General features: G+C 39.7%; 18 protein-coding genes, 1 tRNA gene and 1 pseudogene. 2 read left to right on the top strand and 18 right to left on the bottom strand.

Annotation, left to right across the window (positions count from 1 at the left end):
• Positions 1–230: 230 nt before the first annotated feature.
• A complete protein-coding gene (locus NA23_RS04930; RefSeq protein ID WP_033190877.1) occupies positions 231–1574 on the top strand; it encodes a cyclic 2,3-diphosphoglycerate synthase in 1344 nt (447 codons plus the stop codon).
• Between the two features lie 84 nt (positions 1575–1658).
• On the opposite strand, the gene NA23_RS04935 is transcribed toward NA23_RS04930, so the two are convergent.
• The 5 genes and pseudogenes from NA23_RS04935 to NA23_RS04960 form a co-directional block, all read right to left on the bottom strand.
• The gene (locus NA23_RS04935; RefSeq protein WP_033190876.1) at positions 1659–1889 is read right to left on the bottom strand and encodes a hypothetical protein; all 231 of its coding nucleotides are present in this window, start codon (positions 1887–1889) and stop codon (positions 1659–1661) included.
• 59 nt (positions 1890–1948) lie between these two features.
• Positions 1949–3172, bottom strand: coding sequence for an RNA-guided endonuclease InsQ/TnpB family protein (locus tag NA23_RS04940; RefSeq protein WP_033190875.1), 1224 nt, complete (start codon positions 3170–3172; stop codon positions 1949–1951).
• Positions 3157–3549, bottom strand: a pseudogene (gene tnpA / locus NA23_RS10700) (IS200/IS605 family transposase). The gene NA23_RS04940 and the pseudogene tnpA overlap by 16 nt, the downstream one beginning before the upstream one ends.
• Positions 3550–3669: 120 nt before the next feature.
• A complete protein-coding gene (locus tag NA23_RS04955; RefSeq protein ID WP_033190874.1) occupies positions 3670–4896 on the bottom strand; it encodes a histidine kinase dimerization/phospho-acceptor domain-containing protein in 1227 nt (408 codons plus the stop codon).
• A complete protein-coding gene (locus tag NA23_RS04960) occupies positions 4871–5560 on the bottom strand; it encodes a response regulator transcription factor (RefSeq protein ID WP_033190873.1) in 690 nt (229 codons plus the stop codon). Before NA23_RS04960 ends, NA23_RS04955 begins: the two co-directional genes overlap by 26 nt.
• Positions 5561–5653: 93 nt before the next feature.
• Here NA23_RS04960 and NA23_RS04965 point away from each other — a divergent pair.
• A tRNA-Ser gene (locus NA23_RS04965) sits at positions 5654–5741 on the top strand.
• A 20-nt stretch (positions 5742–5761) separates the two neighbouring features.
• Here the strand turns inward: NA23_RS04965 and NA23_RS04970 are convergent.
• From NA23_RS04970 to NA23_RS05030, 13 genes are all read right to left on the bottom strand, one after another.
• Positions 5762–6421 carry a hypothetical protein gene (locus tag NA23_RS04970; RefSeq protein ID WP_033190872.1) on the bottom strand — a complete coding sequence of 220 codons (660 nt, stop codon included), beginning with the start codon at positions 6419–6421 and terminating at the stop codon, positions 5762–5764.
• Between the two features lie 22 nt (positions 6422–6443).
• A complete protein-coding gene (locus NA23_RS04975) occupies positions 6444–7418 on the bottom strand; it encodes a radical SAM protein (RefSeq protein ID WP_033192351.1) in 975 nt (324 codons plus the stop codon).
• A 5-nt stretch (positions 7419–7423) separates the two neighbouring features.
• Positions 7424–7867 carry a GatB/YqeY domain-containing protein gene (locus NA23_RS04980; RefSeq protein WP_033190871.1) on the bottom strand — a complete coding sequence of 148 codons (444 nt, stop codon included), beginning with the start codon at positions 7865–7867 and terminating at the stop codon, positions 7424–7426.
• A 41-nt stretch (positions 7868–7908) separates the two neighbouring features.
• Positions 7909–8892 (bottom strand): histone deacetylase family protein, encoded by a 984-nt coding sequence (locus NA23_RS04985; protein ID WP_033190870.1) that lies wholly within the window; start codon positions 8890–8892, stop codon positions 7909–7911.
• Positions 8893–9330 (bottom strand): ribose 5-phosphate isomerase B, encoded by a 438-nt coding sequence (gene rpiB / locus NA23_RS04990; RefSeq protein WP_033190869.1) that lies wholly within the window; start codon positions 9328–9330, stop codon positions 8893–8895.
• Positions 9331–9372: 42 nt separating this feature from the next.
• Positions 9373–9708 carry an STAS domain-containing protein gene (locus NA23_RS04995; RefSeq protein WP_033190868.1) on the bottom strand — a complete coding sequence of 112 codons (336 nt, stop codon included), beginning with the start codon at positions 9706–9708 and terminating at the stop codon, positions 9373–9375.
• Positions 9709–9744: 36 nt separating this feature from the next.
• A complete protein-coding gene (locus NA23_RS05000; RefSeq protein ID WP_052107018.1) occupies positions 9745–10080 on the bottom strand; it encodes an STAS domain-containing protein in 336 nt (111 codons plus the stop codon).
• 41 nt (positions 10081–10121) lie between these two features.
• Entirely contained in the window at positions 10122–10718 is a 597-nt protein-coding gene (lexA, locus tag NA23_RS05005; RefSeq protein WP_033190867.1) for a transcriptional repressor LexA, read from the bottom strand.
• Entirely contained in the window at positions 10715–11167 is a 453-nt protein-coding gene (locus NA23_RS05010; protein ID WP_158510132.1) for an archease, read from the bottom strand. Before NA23_RS05010 ends, lexA begins: the two co-directional genes overlap by 4 nt.
• On the bottom strand, positions 11157–13607 hold the full coding sequence (gyrA, locus tag NA23_RS05015) for a DNA gyrase subunit A (protein ID WP_084384117.1): 2451 nt from the start codon (positions 13605–13607) through the stop codon (positions 11157–11159). The genes NA23_RS05010 and gyrA overlap by 11 nt, the downstream gene beginning before the upstream one ends.
• A gap of 80 nt (positions 13608–13687) precedes the next feature.
• Positions 13688–15655 (bottom strand): methionine--tRNA ligase, encoded by a 1968-nt coding sequence (gene metG / locus NA23_RS05020; protein WP_033190865.1) that lies wholly within the window; start codon positions 15653–15655, stop codon positions 13688–13690.
• Between the two features lie 174 nt (positions 15656–15829).
• Positions 15830–17632 carry a 5'-nucleotidase C-terminal domain-containing protein gene (locus tag NA23_RS05025; protein WP_033190864.1) on the bottom strand — a complete coding sequence of 601 codons (1803 nt, stop codon included), beginning with the start codon at positions 17630–17632 and terminating at the stop codon, positions 15830–15832.
• A complete protein-coding gene (locus tag NA23_RS05030; RefSeq protein WP_033190863.1) occupies positions 17629–18228 on the bottom strand; it encodes a thymidine kinase in 600 nt (199 codons plus the stop codon). The genes NA23_RS05025 and NA23_RS05030 overlap by 4 nt, the downstream gene beginning before the upstream one ends.
• Positions 18229–18409: the final 181 nt, after the last annotated feature.

Genomic DNA, 18409 nt, shown 5'->3' on the forward strand with positions numbered 1-18409 from the left:
AGTTTCCACAGAATCCATGAATGTTTGAAGTTTCTTATCAGTTCTACCGAATACGTCGCTATACACACAAAAATATACCTTAGCATACCAGAGCATACCAAAGGATACAACAGCAAGCAAGAATTTGTCAGTAATAATTCGGAATACCTAGTGTTGAAATGTAGCTACAAGCCATGTATAATTCTAATGCTATGAACTTACATCAGCCAAAGTCAACGGAGGTGAACAACATGGAAAAGAAAAGAAGGAGAGTTATTATCCTTGGTGCAGCTGGTAGGGATTTCCACAACTTCAACACGTTCTTCAGGAACAACCCAGATTATGAGGTTGTAGCGTTCACAGCTACACAGATTCCAGACATTGCAGGTCGAATTTACCCTGCCGAACTTGCAGGTCCACTTTATCCAAATGGCATTCCTATCGAAGATGAAGCCAAGCTTCCAGAACTCGTTAAAAAGTACGATGTAGATGAAGTTATCCTTGCTTACAGCGACTTGCCACACCAATACGTAATGGAGAGAGCAGCAATTGCACTTGCAGCAGGTGCAGATTTTAAACTTATGGGACCTGACTCAACAATGATTGAGTCAACAAAACCTGTTGTTTCTGTTTGTGCAGTGAGAACAGGTTGTGGAAAGAGCCAAACAACAAGAAGGGTTCTTGACATTTTGAGAAGCAAAGGACTCAAGGTAATTTCTATAAGACATCCGATGCCATATGGTGATTTGGTAGCGCAAAAAGTCCAGAGATTTGCAGATTATTCAGACCTTGACAAACACAACTGTACAATTGAAGAAAGAGAAGAATACGAACCACACATCGACAGAAAAAGTGTAATCTACGCAGGTGTGGATTACGAGGCAATTCTTAGAGCAGCTGAGGCAGAGAACCCAGATATCATACTTTGGGATGGAGGAAACAACGATTTCCCATTCTATAAAACAGACCTGCACATCGTTGTAGTAGACCCACATAGGCCCGGTCACGAGGTTACGTACTACCCAGGAATGGCCAACCTTCTCATGGCAGACGTTATAGTAATAAATAAAGAAGAAACAGCAAACAGAGAAGATATCGAAACGGTTAGAAAGAACATTGCAAAATGGAATCCTAATGCTATAGTAGTCGATGCTGCATCACCAATTTTCGTTGATGATCCATCACTAATCAGAGGTAAGAAGGTGCTTGTTGTTGAAGATGGTCCAACTCTAACGCACGGTGAAATGAGATACGGCGCTGGCTACGTTGCAGCCAAGAGGTTTGGTGCAAGAGAAATTATTGATCCAAGGCCATTTGCAGTTGGTTCAATCGTTGAGACATACAAGAAGTACAACCACCTCGATGTCATACTCCCAGCAATGGGTTATGGCGAAAAGCAAATCAAAGAACTTGAAGAGACAATCAACAAATCCGATGCAGAAGTCGTAATAATCGGTACACCTATCGACTTGAGAAGAGTCATGAAACTCAACAAACCTGCTGTCAGGGTCAGGTACGAACTCCAAGAAATAGGAGAACCAACACTTGACCAGATCCTTACAGATTTCCTCAAGGAAAAAGGGCTTTTGAAATGATTAGAGATGAGTAAATAATCAAACGGGTGCGTGGCAAACGCACCCGTTGTTTTTACTTATCTTTATTCGTGTGTTACCTTTAAACTAAACGGTCACATCTAAGTTCTTGCCCTGGAACAATTCACCAGCGATTCGCACGAGTTTTAAGTTCATATCTTGCTGTTTGTAAAATGCGAATTCCAGAGTTCTAAGCATAAGCTCTTTTGCTTGCTGAACTTGCTGAGCAACATCCGTAGCTGATGCCACAGTTGCAGGTCTTGCAACTGTTGGGGGATAAACTGGACCAAGAACGCTATTCACGCCTGCTATGGTCATACCCTTCACCTCTACAACCTTATCTTGACACTCCCAATCCGCTAAAGGGGATGGGATTCTTAGTAGCTCAAGGCTACCTTCCATGGAGAAGTGCTTACTCCATGGCTACAAAGGTGTGGCTTAAACCTCACACCTTTGACGGGTGCCAATCCCGCTACTACTTGGCTGCTGCCAAGATACCTTTTATATATGTTTACTGCCCCTACTCCATCCCTGTGATACTCAAACCCACATTTCGCACACTTGTACCTGCGACCTTCTGAGTGATTTTGTTGTCCACACACCGGACACATTCTGCTTGTGTAACTTTCTGAAATTTGCTCAACTTTTATCCCGTGCACCTGCGCTTTGTACATTATTAGGTTTGTTATTCGTCTAAAGCACCACTGATGCACTTTTTGCATTGCGTTGTCGTTGCCTTCTACTCTTTCTCGAATGTTTGTGACATCCCCTATCACGATGGTGCTTATTGCTTTTTGATAACACATCCCCACAAATTGGCTCGTGATTTTGTGTAGTATATCGTTCAGCTGGTTGCTTAGTTTTCTCAACAGTTTGTTTTTTGCTCTTAGAAGCTTTCTGTACCTTCTTGAGTCTTTTTTGCATTTGCTGATTGCTGACTGCAGTTTTGCCAGTTCCTTGTTCCTGTAGCGAAGCACCTGGTTTAATGCACCACCGTGATATGAAACGACTTCTTTACCATCAAAGAATGTAATGGGACGGAGTATGCCCAAATCTACCGCTACAAGCTTTGTGTCTTTTTCTTTGCGCTCTTCAATCTTCACCTCTATTCCAAGGTGAAGATAGTATCTGCCTGCTTCATACACCAACTTAGCTTGTCTAATCTTTGCAGCAGATGGTAAAGTTGTTTGAATCTCAAGCGGCTTTCTGTCTCTGCCTAAGGATAGCCTCAATCTACCATCAGCCAGGAGTTTGATTGCACTATCCTTCCAAATGAAGGGTATGAACTTTTTTCTTTTGTACGGTGGCTTTGCGTCGTGATTGGATTTAATGGCTTTAAAGTAACCGTCGAGTGCTTGGAAATAAAGTTGGACGAACGCTTGTTTTGAGTGAGTATGGATGTTGATGTTAGACGCCCAACGAAGGATAAACTTTTGTGCGCTATTTTCAGAAAGCCAGAAGTCTTTCTTTTGTTTGATTTTCCTGACAAGGGAAAGAGTTTTGTTGTAGATTCTTGCTGCAGTTTGGTTGAGCTCGTTGCACATATTATACAATTCAGCAGGAACAGGAACTTTGTATGTTCGTATCACATATCTTGACACTCTTCTATGAACCTCCTCATAGTTTCCTCGGATACAGTCCCGGCGCTTCCAACGTAGTATGTTCTGCTCCATAGTCCTTCTTTGGTTCTCAGATGTGGAAATTTCTCCGATATTTAGAAACACCTTTGAACAAATTAATAATGAATGCAGGAGAGAGTCTTGGAGGAGCAGAGACGAACAAATGTACGTGGTCTGGCTGGACAGAGAGATAAGACAGTGATTTCATGATTTTTAGCCGTTGAGTAGATAATACGTTCAAGCTCGGTTTTGATTTCGTTGAGCAAGAATGGCTTGCGATATTTAGTAATCCATACAAAATGGTAATTCAAATCATACGTGCTCCAGCGAGTTTTACGAATTCCCTTATCGAACACCATATACAATTATACTATTACATGCACAAAAAATCAAATTCTTACTATTCCCCTAAAGGAGAGTAGCTTGCGGGCTTGTTGGTGAACTGTCAAAAAATAATCCTACTTTAGAGCTTTTCGTGTTCAGTTCTTTACGATTTTAAAAACCGTCTTTTCTTCTGTGCTCTCAACTTTTATCTCCAAGCTCAGTTTTTTGGCTATTTCATTTGCGATGTAAAGTCCTAGACCTGTACCGTTTGATTTCTCACCCTTGAAAAATCGCTCGAAAATCTTAGGAATAAGCTCTTCAGGTATTTTTTCGCCGTGGTTAACAACTGCAATTTGGTTGTTCTTGATGTCTATAAGGTAAGGAGGAGCACCGTGGGTTAGCGCATTATCGAGTAAAATCGTAAAGATTATGCCGAGTCCTTCCTTATTGGTCCTCATTATACCTTCACCTTGGACTTCTATGTCAACAGGCTCTGAGTTTCGATTCTTGAATTTCTGATTTATCAGATCCTCGCAAAATTCTCTTAATTCTATGTTCTCCTGTGTTAGATTTTCTACTCTTGCAATTAAAAGCATATTCTCAATTATCTGCTTTATCTCCCTGCTACTCTCTTCTATTGCTTCTACGGATTCTCTTAAAACATTTTCGTCTCTCAAACCCCAACGTTTAAGCATATTCACATATCCCAGTAACGTTGCTACAGGCGTTCTCAATTCGTGTGAAACAGCGGAAACAAAAGATTCTTGCGCCTTATACGAGCGTTCTATCCTTTCCATCAGCTCGTTGAATTTTTGAACGAGTTCCTTAAGTTCATAGGTCTTTGGTGTTATATCAACTCTTTTAGTAACGTCTGAACCACCAAGGGACTCGATTTGGGATATGAATTCTTTTAACTCTCTCACGTTCTTTCGTGTCAAAAAGTAACTGAGTATAGCCACCCCTAAAGCGAGAAACAAAATAGCGATAACGAAAAGTTTCCTTATATTTTCAAGAAATCTGATGACTGGTGTTATTTCTTTCCCAATAATCAGACTTTGAACACTGGTCATATAGAAGTACCTGTTTTCAATTTTCTTTAGTCCCACCTCATTAATTAAGCCTATCCCAAAAGGATCATTAATAACAGCTTTTTCTTCCAAGTCAGCAACATAAACATCCCATCTTAACACGATGTACTGCTTGCCAAATGGTGTAGAAATTACAGTTACAAACCTCCCTGGGTTGGAAAAATCTTCCAGAACGGGTCTCATAGCCATCTTGTAGAAGTATAAGTATGTAACACCGAGAACTACAGAAACAAGAACAACGGTTGCAATAGTATTTATAAGCGCTAACTTAGTGGTTAGTTTCAAGCTCTTCACCGACCAGTCTGTAACCTATTCCTCTCACTGTTTTTATTAAATCTGGTGAAAGTTTCTTTCTAAGGTAGTTTATATACACTTCCACAGTATTGTCAGAACCGTAATAATCAATACCCCAAACGGCGTTAAGTATCTCTTCTTTGCTCACTGTTCTATTAATGTTTTTAACAAGGTAGAGCAGTAATTCAAATTCTGTTTTTGTTAATTCTACTTCCTCTTTATTGTAGTAAACAGTTCTTTTATCTTCATACACTTCTAAAGAACCTATTTTGTAAGGTTTAGAGATATCTATATGTTTCCGCCTCAGAAGTGCCCTTACTCTGGCTAAGAGTTCTTCGTTATCAAAAGGCTTTGTAAGGTAATCGTCTGCGCCTGATTCAAAACCTGCAAGTTTGTCTTTTTTCATCCCGAGTGCTGTAAGCATCAAAATTAAAACATCGGGACTGAGCTTCCTCAAATTTTGGGCGATTTCATATCCGTCCATGTCTGGTAACATTATGTCAAGTATAACCAAATCTGGTGAGAACTGCTTAAAGTTTTCAAGCGCATCTATACCATTGTCGAATGAAGCTATTTCGTACCCCGCGTGTTCTAGCTCTATCTCAAGTAATCTACGAATCTTTCTATCGTCCTCAACAATCATTATCTTTGGTACCCTTGCCATGAAGCTCACCTCAGATTTCAAGAACCTATGAATTATGTATGCTTTGAAATATTGAAAATTGTAAAAGGTATGGTATACTATCTACTGCTGGATGGAGGCGTGTCCGAATGGCTAAGGAGCCGGTCTCGAAAATCGGTGGACCTTACGGTCCTTGTGGGTTCGAGTCCCACCGCCTCCGCCATTTTTTATTATTTAAGCTAATTATTTTTCGCTAGCTTTACTTTTTTGTTTAGCATAGCCTGCCAACGCTGCTTCCCAGAGTTCTTTGAAGGAGATATCGTAATCTTGCAATTGCTGAACCAAATCCGTACCTATAGATTCTATCAAGCTCCTCGCATATTCGTCATCAAATAGAACGAGGTAATAGTAAGTTGTTACCTCTCCCTTTCCCTTTCTCCAGATCTTATACGTTACGGCCAACGAACCATCAAGCGGGAGTCTCTGATAAAGCTGTTCAAATAGTTCAACGGTTCTTGCAAGTAACGCTTCATTTTTTTCTCCTTTAAGAACAGAATTCAGTTGTTGCAGAAGGCTATTTTTCACAAGCTCTAATTCTGAAATCAAAATCTGGAAAGCTACTTGCAAGGCACCTTCCTTAACGCTTTTTTCGTTGAAGGCCGGCCCTGAGAACTCGCCTAACGCATAGATAGTAGTTCTCTCTTGCGAAAGTTTACTCAACTTCTCGCTGATAACTTCATTTTCGTAAATTAACTGGGCATCATTATCTTTTTTTGCTACATCAGGTAGCTCAAGTTTTGAAGGTTGAGACACTACGGGTTTTGGTGCAGTTATGGCTACCTGTGTGAATATTAAGGTTGCCGCTACTACTGAAAATATCAACCAAAATATCAGTTCTTGCATTCAACCACCTCAATATGAATTGTCAATACTTTATGCTCTCAGAATACCTTCTTAGCATATCTGAGAATGGCGTACCGTCCAGGAATATACCATCTTCATCGGAGATTTCCAAAAAAGAGACACTCATCTTATCGTTCCCATATCCTTTTACCCAAGACGTAAACCTCCGACTATAAGCAATCTCTTTTACACCAAACCTCTCCACAATCATTCTAACCACACGGCTACGTACCATATCTCCAAATGAAGGATGATAGGGACCGGCAGCAACGTACTTTAATTGCGACTGCGGAATATGATATCCAAGTCTAATGACTTTCCCGTTGTGACCTTCGATGAGAATCACCATTTCGGCTAAGATATTTACTGCTTCATCAAGAGTTTGCGGCTTATACAAACCTTGCTTAAAAAGTACTTCCAGTTCGGTATCTTTAAAAACAATTGTGGGATGTATTCTGAACAAACTTACACCTGTGTTAATAAGAATCCGAACGCTCTCTAAATCTTTAGCTCTGGTGTCACTGGGAAGACCGGTCATAAGGTGCGCTACGACTTCGAACCTGTCTTTAAGAAGTGAAATTGCTCTGAGAACGTCAGCACCAGTATAATTTCGCTTAGAATTTTTCAATACCTCGTCATCTATACTTTCGACTCCCAGTTCAACAGTTTTCACATTCCAACGCTTTAGAATTTCAACTACATGTTCATCGATAACGTCAGGTCTAGTGGATATCCTCTTTGGTATATCAGGTCTTACTGAAAGCAATTTTTCCATCAGTTCTGGTTTCAAACCTGTAAAGGTACCGCCATAGTACCCTATTTCATCCACGTCGGTTAAGTTTTGAAGGCTTTGGGCAATTTCTTTAAGGTCTGGAAGTGTTTCACCTGTCATTATAGATTGATTACAGTAAATGCATCGCGTCCGACAACCAAGATTTGGAAGGAACACAGGATAAATCTTTGGTCTTCTTTCCAAATCTTTCTGTTGAAAATCCATTTGCTTCACTTAAGTAGCTCCTTTACAACTTCGTTCACGAGTTTTCCATCGGCAGAACCTTTAATTCTTGCCATGACTTCTTTCATAACCTTTCCGAAATCTTTCTGCGTAGCGTTTAACTCCGATATCACAGATGATACAATTTGTTTTATCTCTTCCTTGGAAAGCATCTTCGGAGCGTACTCTTCAAGTATCTTAAGCTCTTCCTCTTCGGCCTTTGCCAGATCTTCTCTACCTGCTTGTCTGTAAGCCTCTATAGATTCCTGGCGTTTCTTTATTTCTTTGAGTATGAGCTTTTGCACATCTTCATCTGTTGCTTCTCTTTTCTCTCCTTCTACTTCAAAATATCCAATAGCCGTTTTTATCGACCTCAAAACTCTTAGTCTGATCTCATCTTTATTCTTCATAGCTTCCTTCATATCGTTGAGTATCTTTTCTTTAAGTGCCATTGTACTCCTCCCCTTATCTTTAAGTTAGTTCCGAAGTTGAGCTAATCTCCAAACAGACCAGCAAGGAAGTTTTTTACTGCACTGAGGTTAGACTTTGGATTGTATCCACCTTCATGTACAATGACCAAATAATCAATTTCCAAAGAGCTTGTTATCAAAACACCTATCGTCTTAAAATCCTGCGACAAAAGAGAAAACTTTCCAACAGGGTCTTTTACGTGTGTATCGGTACCAAGGGAAATCATGAGTGCATCTGATTTGAAATCTTGTATCTTTTGAATGGCCCGTTTTAGAGCCTCTTTGTACATCTCTATATCCGTATTTCCGGGTAGGGGAATGTTTAAATTTGTTCCATACGCTTTACCTTCACCACGTTCTGTTTCATAGCCACTGAACCAGGGATAGAACCTTTTTGGATCCCCGTGTATGGAAACGTAAAGTACATTGGGGTCTTTGTAAAATATGTCTTGAGTCCCATTGCCGTGGTGGAAATCTAAATCCAGAATGGCAATTCTCATTCCTTTTTCTTCTAAGAACTTTGCAGCAATTGCCACGTTGTTAAAATAACAATATCCACCACCAAAATCAGTCATCGCATGGTGGCCCGGTGGTCGCGTAAGAGCATACGTTGGTGTCTTGTTGTCAATTGCATATTTCGTTGCGCTTAGTACCACATCTACAGCTCTTTTTGCCGCTGAAAACGTTTCTCTTCTTATTGGCGTTCCTGTATCAAATATAGGATCAACGAAGAATACCTCTGGCAGGTATTCTTCATCTACCTCCTGCGACTTCTTGACGATGTAATTAAAGTACTTCTCACTGTGAACCTTCAAAATATGCTCTTCGCTGAACTCAGTTGGTTGTATCTCCTGGAACCGTTCCTGGATATAATCCAAAACAAGTTTTAACCTGCTCGGTCTTTCAGGATTTCTTATGAACCTTCCATTATCGATTTCCTTCTTAGGAATAAAGTATTCATTTAGTTCGGCACAGAAATATAAACTCGCCTTTTTTTCATTCGCCATTTATTTTTCGAGCTCCTCGATTTTCTTGACTCTTCTTTCGTGCCTTCCACCTTCGAAAGAGGAACTCAAGAAAGCATCAACAGTCCACTTTGCTAACTCGATTCCCATAAGCCTTCCTGGAAGAACTAAGATATTTGCGTCGTTATGTTTGCGCGCGTAAATAGCCATTTCTGGAAACAGGCAAAGCGCAGCGCGAATGCCTTTGATTTTGTTTGCCGCAATTGACATTCCTATACCTGTTCCACACATAAGAATTCCAAAATCGCATTCTTTGTTTGTAACTTTTTCAGCAACCCGCTTTGCATAATCAGGATAATCCACACTTTCTATAGAATATGTCCCACAGTCGATCACTTCGATACCAGACTTTTGAAGGTGTTCTTTTACCCTTTCTTTCAACTCGAAAGCAGCATGATCACTACCTATTGCTATTTTCATCACAATCGCACTCCTGGATTATCTAATGTAGTTGCTCAAAGACTACTTAATAGAATTAACCGCTTCCATGGCTGATGGAAAGACTCTAATTACTTTGTCTAGGGCAGTCATAGCAAGGAGTTTTTTTACATTATCGTTGACGCTAGCGAAAGCAATAGCTCCATTTGCGGATAACGCTGTTTTATGTAAACTCACAAAAGTTCCCAATCCAAAGCTGTCAACGGAATTTACTCTTGTGAAATCGAATACGATCTTTGATTTACCCTTTTTAATAAGGTTGTCAACCACCCAGTTCCTCAAGGTCATAGCGTTTTGCATAGTTATGTCACCTTCAAGAGAAACGATAGCTACACCGAATTGTTCAGTGAATGTGTACATAAATCCCTACCTCCTTCTGTAAAGTTTAAAGAACTCCTATTTGTTCAGAAATTCAAGAGCTTCGTTTTCATTATCGAATATATTCAATATCCTATCAAGCGCAGTCATTTTAAGGAGGTTCTTAATGTTACTATCGAGATTTAAAAAAGCAACGGCTCCTGCATTCATTAACGCTTGTTTGTGTATCGCAACCATCACGCCCAGTCCCGTGGAATCAATGTATCTGGTTTTGGAAAAGTCCAGAATTACTTTCTTAAAACCTTTTTCAAAAGTTTCTTCGTATATCCTCCTTTTAATTTCCTGCGCATTTGTCAATTCAAGTTCTTCAGGAAGTACAAATTTTACAATATCCCCCATCATTCTCTTTTCCATTTTCAACACCTTCCTCGAAACAACTGTCAAAGTAACCTAGTTTACCTTACGATCCTTATCAGTCCTACCATTTTTCCGATAATCCTTACTTTCTTTGGGTCGTACCTCATAATAGGATATGATTCGTTTTCTGGAACAAGTTCAACAACATTATCTTTCAATATGAATCTTTTGAGAGTTATTTTGTCATCAACGACAGCAGCCACTATCGAGTTGTTTTCTGCTGTGTACTGTTTTTTTAGTATCACATAATCACCATCAATTATATGAGCGTTCGTCATACTGTCCCCCTGAACTTTAAGCGCGAAGTATTCACCATAGCCGCGGAGCATTTCGATAGGCACTTCGATCTCCTCATCAACTTCTTCGAACATCTCTATCGCCTGACCAGCGGCAATTTTTCCCTTTACAGGGACGACTATACTTTCCTTGCGATCGGCAAGTGTTATAGCTCGCGCACCCTTGGAACGCTTTATGTACCCCTTCTTCTCAAGTGCTATGATATGTTGTTGTGCACCTCTGGGAGTCATTTTGAAATGGCGTGCGACATCCCTGATGGAAGGTGCGAAGCCTTTTATTGTTATGTATTCTTTGATGAATTCATAAACCTGCTGTTGTCTTTCGGTTAATTCCTTCATACATCGAACACCACCCTTAGGGTTATTTTCTCACCAAATTCAACTTGCAATCCGTGGTATGTCAGTGCTTTGATTCGTAGCGCAACCCGCCTTTTTGTAAAATAAACACACTGATTTTCAACTTTCACTGGAAGGTATCCACGGTCAACCGTTGAAATTATATCGTTAACAGCATCAAATAAATCATCTATAAACCCTTCTTTGTTCGCATCGCTGATATTATAACATTTTTTTATAACGTTTTGCAAATCTTTGTTGTCTTTCTTACTACATTCCTTAAAAAGGTGTGACAGCGATTTTGAAGCATTGCCGTTATAACCTTCCGAAAAATCTGAATTCTCGATAATTATCCGAACAATGGCATTTAACAATTCTGTTAAGTCTTTAGCTACTATTTCATATGCAAGATCAGCTGTATGAGAAATTTCTCTAAACAAGTCATTCTTCACCACCTATAACTGCGAAATCTGCTACCATATCACCATCAGCTAAGTGGATTATCTTAACACCTTGAGCAACTCTTCCCCTTGGTGGCACATCTGCCACTTTGAACTTTATTGAAGCTCCGTCTTTTGTAAAGACCACAACTTCTTCGTCTCCCTTTACATAAGCAACTCCAACAACGGATCCTGTTTTTTCCACTTCTCCTATATTTTTGATTCCCAGTCCATCCCGGGATTGTTTCCTGTACTCACTTGCTTCCGTAAGCTTTCCAAAGCCTTTTTCAGTTATCGTTAGTATGTATCCAGTGTCGTCGTTCAAGATTGTGGCTGAGACTACTTGGTCTCCTTCCCGTAACTTGATCCCCCTAACACCTGCGGCATTTCTTCCCATGGTCCTAACCTCATCAACAGGGAATCTTATACTCATACCAAGTTTGGTAGAGATCAATACTGTACTTTCTTCATACTCTACACGCAAAACGGAAACAAGTTCGTCCCCATCTCTAAAAGTAATAGCTCTTATACCTTTTGACGTGATGTTCCTGAAATCTTCTAAACTGGTTCGCTTCACAACGCCGTTCTTTGTGACGAATAGCAAATCCCCAGTGTAATCCGAAATATCCATCATAGCAAGAACTCTTTCATTTGGCTCAAGTTTGATGTATTTGGTAATTGGTTTTCCTTTTGTAGCCCTGCCACTTTCTTCTATATCTATGTTTTCGATTTCATAGACTTTTCCCTGTGAGGTAAAGAAGAGTGTCTTGTTATGTAGTTTCGTGTAGATGATTTGAGATATGATATCGTCATCCATTAGATTCGCACCAGTGACACCTTTGCCGTTTCTTCTTTGTGTTCTAAATGCATTTAAGTCCATAAGTTTTAGGAAACCTTTTCGTGTGAGTGTCATAACGACGTCCTTGTTTGGTATAAGGTCTTTCTTATCAAATTTTGTGATTACTTCTTCATATTCTGTAATCTCTGTTCTCCTTTCATCTGCATATTTGTTCTTAAGCTCGAGTAATTCCTGAACTATTACTTCATACACCTTTTCATCGCTCATTAAAAGTTCCTTTTCCTTTTCAAGTCTTACAAGGACTTCCCTGTATTCGGATTGGAGATTCTGCGTCTCAAGGTTAGTCAACCTACCAAGCCTCATATCAAGCACAGCCTTTGCCTGTTCTTCTGTCATCTGTAGTATTTCCATGAGCTGGGACATTGCATCAGCCGTATCTTTCGCATTTCTAATTATGTCAACCACCGTATCTATAGACCTTGAAGCCTTAATGAGCCCTTCAAGAATGTGTGCTCTACGAGAATCTTGCTGATACGCATGTTGCGTTCTCTTCCTAATGACTTCAAACCTGTGTTTTATGTACGCTTCTATGAGTTGTTTTAAGTTCATTAATTTCGGCTGTTTATCGGCATCGATAACAAGGAATGTGGCGTTAAAACGTGTCTGAAGACTTGTCTTTTGGTAGAGATTGTTTAAGATGACATCCTCATTTATGTCTTCCGGAAATTCAATGACGATCCTAAGTCCTTCTTTATCACTTTCATCCCTCAAGTCCTTTACAGGAACTTCTTCTTCTTGCAGATAACTTGCAATCTGATTTATCAAGTCGGCTTTACTTACACCATAAGGAATCTCAGTGATGATAATAGACTTTTTCTTCTTGTCCTGTTTAATCTCTACCTTTCCCCTAACTGTGAAGCTTCCCTTTCCGGTAACGTACATTTCCCTAATACCGGACTTACCTATTATGATTCCACCTGTTGGGAAGTCCGGACCTTTTATCACGTCTATTAACTCTTCTATGGATATATCTGGTTTTTTAATAACTGCGATTATTGCATCAACTACGTCGTTTAGATTGTGCGTTGGTATGCTCGTTGCCATTCCGACTGCAATACCACTTGCGCCATTTAGAAGTAGATTTGGTATCTTTGATGGCAGCACTTCTGGTTCTTGCAGTGAACCATCGAAGTTATCAAGCATGCGCACCGTTGATTTATCAATGTCCTCAAGCATTTCTTCGGCAATCTTGTGTAGCCTCGCCTCGGTGTACCTCATCGCAGCGGGTGGATCGCGGTCAACAGAACCGAAATTTCCTTGACCTTCAACAAGAGGGTATCTCATTGACCAGGGCTGGGCCATTCTCACAAGAGCTTCGTATATCGCAGCATCACCATGCGGGTGGTACTTACCCATGACTTCACCAACGATACGCGCTGACTTCTTAAATGGCTTGTTATGGAGCAATCCAAGTTCATACATTGAGTACAGTATCCTTCGTTGAACCGGCTTAAGCCCATCCCTTACATCCGGTATGGCTCGACCGATGATAACGCTCATTGAGTAGCTCAAGTAAGACTTAACAAGCTCTTCTTCCAGTATGCGTTCTATCACGTTTGAATTGTTATTCTCGTTGGATTCATTGCTGGGCAACGTTTCTTTTACTTCTTTTTCGTCCACTGGAAATTACCTCCCTATAGTTTTACCTATTTAATTGAAAAATTTCATTTTAACTAAGAAATCTTTGCCCCCGGTTCTATTTCACTTGAGACTGTTAGCAATGTAAGCTTATCGTTTTTCTTCGCAGCAAGAAGCATACCTCTTGATTCAATTCCCATAAGCTTTGCTGGTTTTAAATTCGCAACGACAACTATCAATTTCCCTACGAGTTCTTCTGGTTTGTAGAACTGAGCAATCCCAGCAACAATCTGCCTTGTTCCAAGTTCACCAAGGTCAATCTGCAACTTGACTAATTTTTCAGATTTTTCAACTTTTTCTGCTGCTAACACCTTTGCAACTCTCAGGTCTACTTTTTTGAAATAATCTATATCTATAAGTTCCTCCACAGACACAACATTTTCACTTCCAACCTGACCGGCAACCTTTTCCTGTTTTTCCATAGTTTTCTCCCCCTGTTTTTGAGGTTGTTGTACTTTTTCAGGTTCTTTTTGCGTCTTTTCTATCTTCTTAAAAAGAGGTTCGCCGTGGATAACTTCGTTACCTTTAAGTATGTTCCAGCCTTCTAAGAGCTTTTCTGAGAACGCTTCACTTACTGAAAGTCTACTATAAATTTCCTTTGAAGAATTTGGCATCACGCAAGACACCAGAGTTGCTACTTTGAATATACTCTCGGTAACGAGCGAAAGAATCGTCCCAAGCCTTTCTTTATTACCTTCCTTAGCAAGTACCCACGGCTTTGTCTCATCGAAGTACTTGTTCAAATCGCCAATGAACTGCCATAGCACGTCGAGAGCTTCGGTAATTCTGTATTTATCCATAAGTTCGATGTACATTCGTTTTGTTTTCTCATAGTTTTCTACCAAATTCTTGTCTATTTCTTCCAGTTCGCCAATTCCTGGGATTTGTGAATCGAAATGTTTTACGATCATCGCCAAGGTTCGATGTAATAGATTTCCGTAATCGTTTGCAAGGTCTGAATTGAGCCTTTTGATCAGGTTTTCCTCTGAGAAATCGCCATCTTTACCGAACATAATGTCCCTGACAAGGTAGTACCTAACAACGTCATTACCATACTTTTTGACGTATTCCCTAGGATCTATCGCATTTCCAAGCGACTTACTTATCTTCTGACCATTTACTGTCAGCCAACCGTGTGCGAAAATTTTCTTTGGCAATGGTAGTCCAACAGACATAAGCATTGCAGGCCAAATCAGGCTATGAAACCTGTTGATCTCCTTACCAATAAGATGCACATCAGCAGGCCACCACTTGTTGAAAGATTCCATATCATCTGGATACCCTATTGCAGAGACGTAATTTATCAGAGCATCAACCCAAACATATATCACGTGCTCTGGATCATCTGGCATAGGAATGCCCCATTTCAATGTCGTACGTGTAATCGAAAGGTCTTTCAACCCGGATTCAAGAATCTTTAGCATCTCGTTTCGGCGGAAGTCAGGTTCGACAAAATCCGGATTTTCCCTGAAATGTTTTAAAAGTGCGTCATTGTATTTGGACAGTCTAAAGAAGTAATTTTCCTCTTTAATCAATTGCACCTCACGTTTACAAGATGGACATACGTGTTTACCATCTTCTGTGTGTTCGAGCTCGTCTTCATTCCAATATGTCTCACAAGGTACACAGTACCAGCCTTCATAGGTTCCTTTGTACACGTCTCCGTTTTCCATCATCTTGGCAACAAAGTACTGCACGGTTTTCATATGGTTTTCATCGGTTGTTCTGATGAAATAATCGTTGGTAATCTCGAGTTCTCTCCAAAGTTCTTTAAACTTTTGAGCTAGTTCATCGCACAGCTGTTGTGGTTCAACGCCTTTCTCCCTTGCAGCTTGTGCTATTTTCTGCCCATGTTCATCGGTTCCCGTTAAATAAAAAACATCGTAACCCATCATTCTCTTAAAACGAGCAAAGATGTCTCCGACAATAGTTGTATAAGAGCTTCCAATGTGCGGTTCTGCATTAACATAGTAAATAGGGGTGGTAATATAGAATTTCTTCACATCTGGCACCTCCAAAAAATTGGTTTTCTAAGATTCTTAAATTATTATACCACACCTTACGTAAACGTGTGTGAAGCTTGTGAAAACATACAAGGCTCTTCGTATTAAAAACGCGAGGTGGAAAAACCGTTGGCTCCACCTCGCGTCTGTTTGCTTTTTCTCGGAAATATTCGATTATTTCGCTTCAAATAGCTCCTTCAAAGGCGGTATAAGATCCAGATACTTCTTGTAGTAAACAATTTCCCAACCGGGTCGAATAAGGTTTGGGTTTTTGATAATAGGGTTGAGTGTCATGAGTTCAACAATAGCAAGCGGTAATTCTTCATCTGAAGTTGCGACGCCCAGTCTATAAGCTATCTGGGCTAATGTATCGCCCGGTTTCACAGTATAAGCAAGCTGTACTAATGAAACCCTGTTATTGTCTTCCTTGATGTTCAAAACGTTTCCATCCAAGATTTTCTTAATCTGTGCAAAAAGAATATTCTGAACAGGCACTTCAAGCTCGCTCAGCACTGTTCCATCAATAATCGCATTTTGACCATAGGTCCTTATCGTTGGAATGGAAACAACAAACACATCGTTATCATCAACTGGTTTACCCATGAATTCCAGTTTTCTCACATCTTTCTTGTTCAATACGACCTCGTAATTTATGTTCTCAAATATATCGTAAATCCATGGAGAACTTACAAGTGATTTTTCAAAAATAACCTTACCATCCTTAAATGAGAGCAAAGTTAAACCGTTCTTGATAATATCCTTTACTTGCTTCCCTGTTAACCGCAGTGTCTTCACCGTGGTTGTCTTACCAACAATGGCATAAAGATCCTTCCTTGTAATATCACCTTCAACAAAACCTTCGAAATTTGGGCTAAATACATTCCATATTCCTATGTGAGATTTTGTATATTCAATTATCGATTTATTAACAAGCTCTGTAATTAAAGAATCTTCTAAAATAGCCATGTATTTGTTGAATCCTATCGTTTCTGTTGAATTCAAAACAGGCTCGTTCAACCATTTTTCAACTTGTGGTTCAAACTGTTGAGCCCAGCTTAACACATTCTCTACTGGTTTTATTTTTCCTACGTTGACATTCTGTATTGATACCTTGCTGATTTTCCATTTACCAGCCTTTTGTGAAAGTGTTATATCTATTCGATTAACAGAGGCTCCTTCGCTACCCGGAAGCGAAAACACTTTGTTCTCTTTATTGACATTTGCATAGACAATCGCTTGATTACCAAAAAGGAAAATATCCACATCTTTGCCAAATTCCTTAATCAATACGTCACCGATGTTGAGTCTGCTTTGTAATGCTATTTGCTTTCCAGTAACTGGATCGTAGTTTATTCCACCGCTGGTTGCAAGGATGATAATATCTGGAGCAACTTCAGTTTTTAAGGTCTGTATTGTTGTTCTGATTTTACTGATGTAGTCTGAAGAGACCAAATTTCCATATGGTGGAACAACTCCAATCGTAGCAACCTTTACACCTTTTGAGAAAACTTTAACATAATAATTTTTGACAAAATCGAATTTATTAGTCAAATTAGCAGCAAGAACATACGGTTTTAGACTTTTTAAGGTGTTTTCAAATTGTTTTCGCTCAAGTCCTAGTTCAAATGTACCAGGGACAAACACATCGTACCCGATCTGGTTAAACAAAGAAACAACGGGATTCTCAAGGATATTTTTTTCCACAAAATAATCACCGAAAGGGCTACCATAAAACAAGTTTCCGGTATCGACTAGCAACAAATCTGAATTTGCCTGACGGAGCTGGTTAACGTAAGAGTATATCTGCACTAGACCTTTTGATTCATAAGTGTTTGTGAAGTAATTAAAAGGTAGGACATTTCCATAAACGTTCGCCGTATGGATAATGGATACCGTAGCTGAAGTGGTCTGGGCGAAAACAAAAACCGCAAAAAGTGTTAGGATCGACAGTATAACAATAATCCTACTTTTTCTCATGCTCTTCCCTCCTTGTTATCTCTGATTTCACCATTTTTCTCATACCTTTCGTAACACTCCTTACAAACGGCAATGTATTTATCCTTTCCACCTACATCGAAAACACCACCGTTACTTTTCAGCTTGTACGATAGTGTTGCTTTGTACTCACCACACACCTCGCAGACTGCCTTTTTCTTGATAACTTCGTCAGCCAAAGCCATTAATTTTGCTGTCGTCTCAAAAGGTTCCCACAAATAGCTCATGTCCAGTCCGGCACAATAAACATCCACTCCATCCAAGGCTATTTTCTTAACTATAACGGCCAGTTCTGCATCAAAAAAGTGGACCTCGTCTATAAAGACCGCATCCGGCTTGTCTTTCAGCGTCTGATAATACTCGAACAACTCCTTTGTGTCCTTCACAACTCGCGCAGGCATTTTGTGAAATTTGTGAGTTACAACATCATCCGCACTGTAACGTGTATCAATCGCCGGTTTGAAAATGAGCGTTTTTTTCCTACCAATTTCATAAATCTCAGCAAAATTAAGAAGTTCTGTCGTCTTACCAGAGTACATGGGACCTGTGATTACTGTTAATTTTCCTACAGCGGTCATAACTAATAAGGCACTCCCCCTGTTTTTGATAATCTACTTTTTGAATGGTTTTTATCGAGCTTCTTTAAATATATTACCATAAAATTTGATTTTTGTCGACAAAGTTACAAAGCCTCGTTTCTTAAAACTTATCAAACTAACTTTTTATCTGGTATAATTATAGCAGGAAAAGGAGGAATAA

Source organism: Fervidobacterium islandicum, assembly GCF_000767275.3.
Classification (GTDB): Bacteria; Thermotogota; Thermotogae; order Thermotogales; family Fervidobacteriaceae; genus Fervidobacterium; species Fervidobacterium islandicum.

Excerpts from the sequence above, each read along its gene's own strand:
- NA23_RS04930 (WP_033190877.1), top strand. The coding sequence starts at position 231 with ATGGAAAAGAAAAGAAGGAGAGTTATTATCCTTGGTGCAGCTGGTAGG.
- NA23_RS04935 (WP_033190876.1), bottom strand. The coding sequence starts at position 1,889 with ATGACCATAGCAGGCGTGAATAGCGTTCTTGGTCCAGTTTATCCCCCA.
- NA23_RS04960 (WP_033190873.1), bottom strand. The coding sequence starts at position 5,560 with ATGGCAAGGGTACCAAAGATAATGATTGTTGAGGACGATAGAAAGATT.
- NA23_RS04970 (WP_033190872.1), bottom strand. The coding sequence starts at position 6,421 with ATGCAAGAACTGATATTTTGGTTGATATTTTCAGTAGTAGCGGCAACC.
- NA23_RS04975 (WP_033192351.1), bottom strand. The coding sequence starts at position 7,418 with ATGGATTTTCAACAGAAAGATTTGGAAAGAAGACCAAAGATTTATCCT.
- NA23_RS04980 (WP_033190871.1), bottom strand. The coding sequence starts at position 7,867 with ATGGCACTTAAAGAAAAGATACTCAACGATATGAAGGAAGCTATGAAG.
- NA23_RS04985 (WP_033190870.1), bottom strand. The coding sequence starts at position 8,892 with ATGGCGAATGAAAAAAAGGCGAGTTTATATTTCTGTGCCGAACTAAAT.
- rpiB (WP_033190869.1), bottom strand. The coding sequence starts at position 9,330 with ATGAAAATAGCAATAGGTAGTGATCATGCTGCTTTCGAGTTGAAAGAA.
- NA23_RS04995 (WP_033190868.1), bottom strand. The coding sequence starts at position 9,708 with ATGTACACATTCACTGAACAATTCGGTGTAGCTATCGTTTCTCTTGAA.
- NA23_RS05000 (WP_052107018.1), bottom strand. The coding sequence starts at position 10,080 with ATGGAAAAGAGAATGATGGGGGATATTGTAAAATTTGTACTTCCTGAA.
- lexA (WP_033190867.1), bottom strand. The coding sequence starts at position 10,718 with ATGAAGGAATTAACCGAAAGACAACAGCAGGTTTATGAATTCATCAAA.
- NA23_RS05025 (WP_033190864.1), bottom strand. The coding sequence starts at position 17,632 with ATGAGAAAAAGTAGGATTATTGTTATACTGTCGATCCTAACACTTTTT.
- NA23_RS05030 (WP_033190863.1), bottom strand. The coding sequence starts at position 18,228 with ATGACCGCTGTAGGAAAATTAACAGTAATCACAGGTCCCATGTACTCT.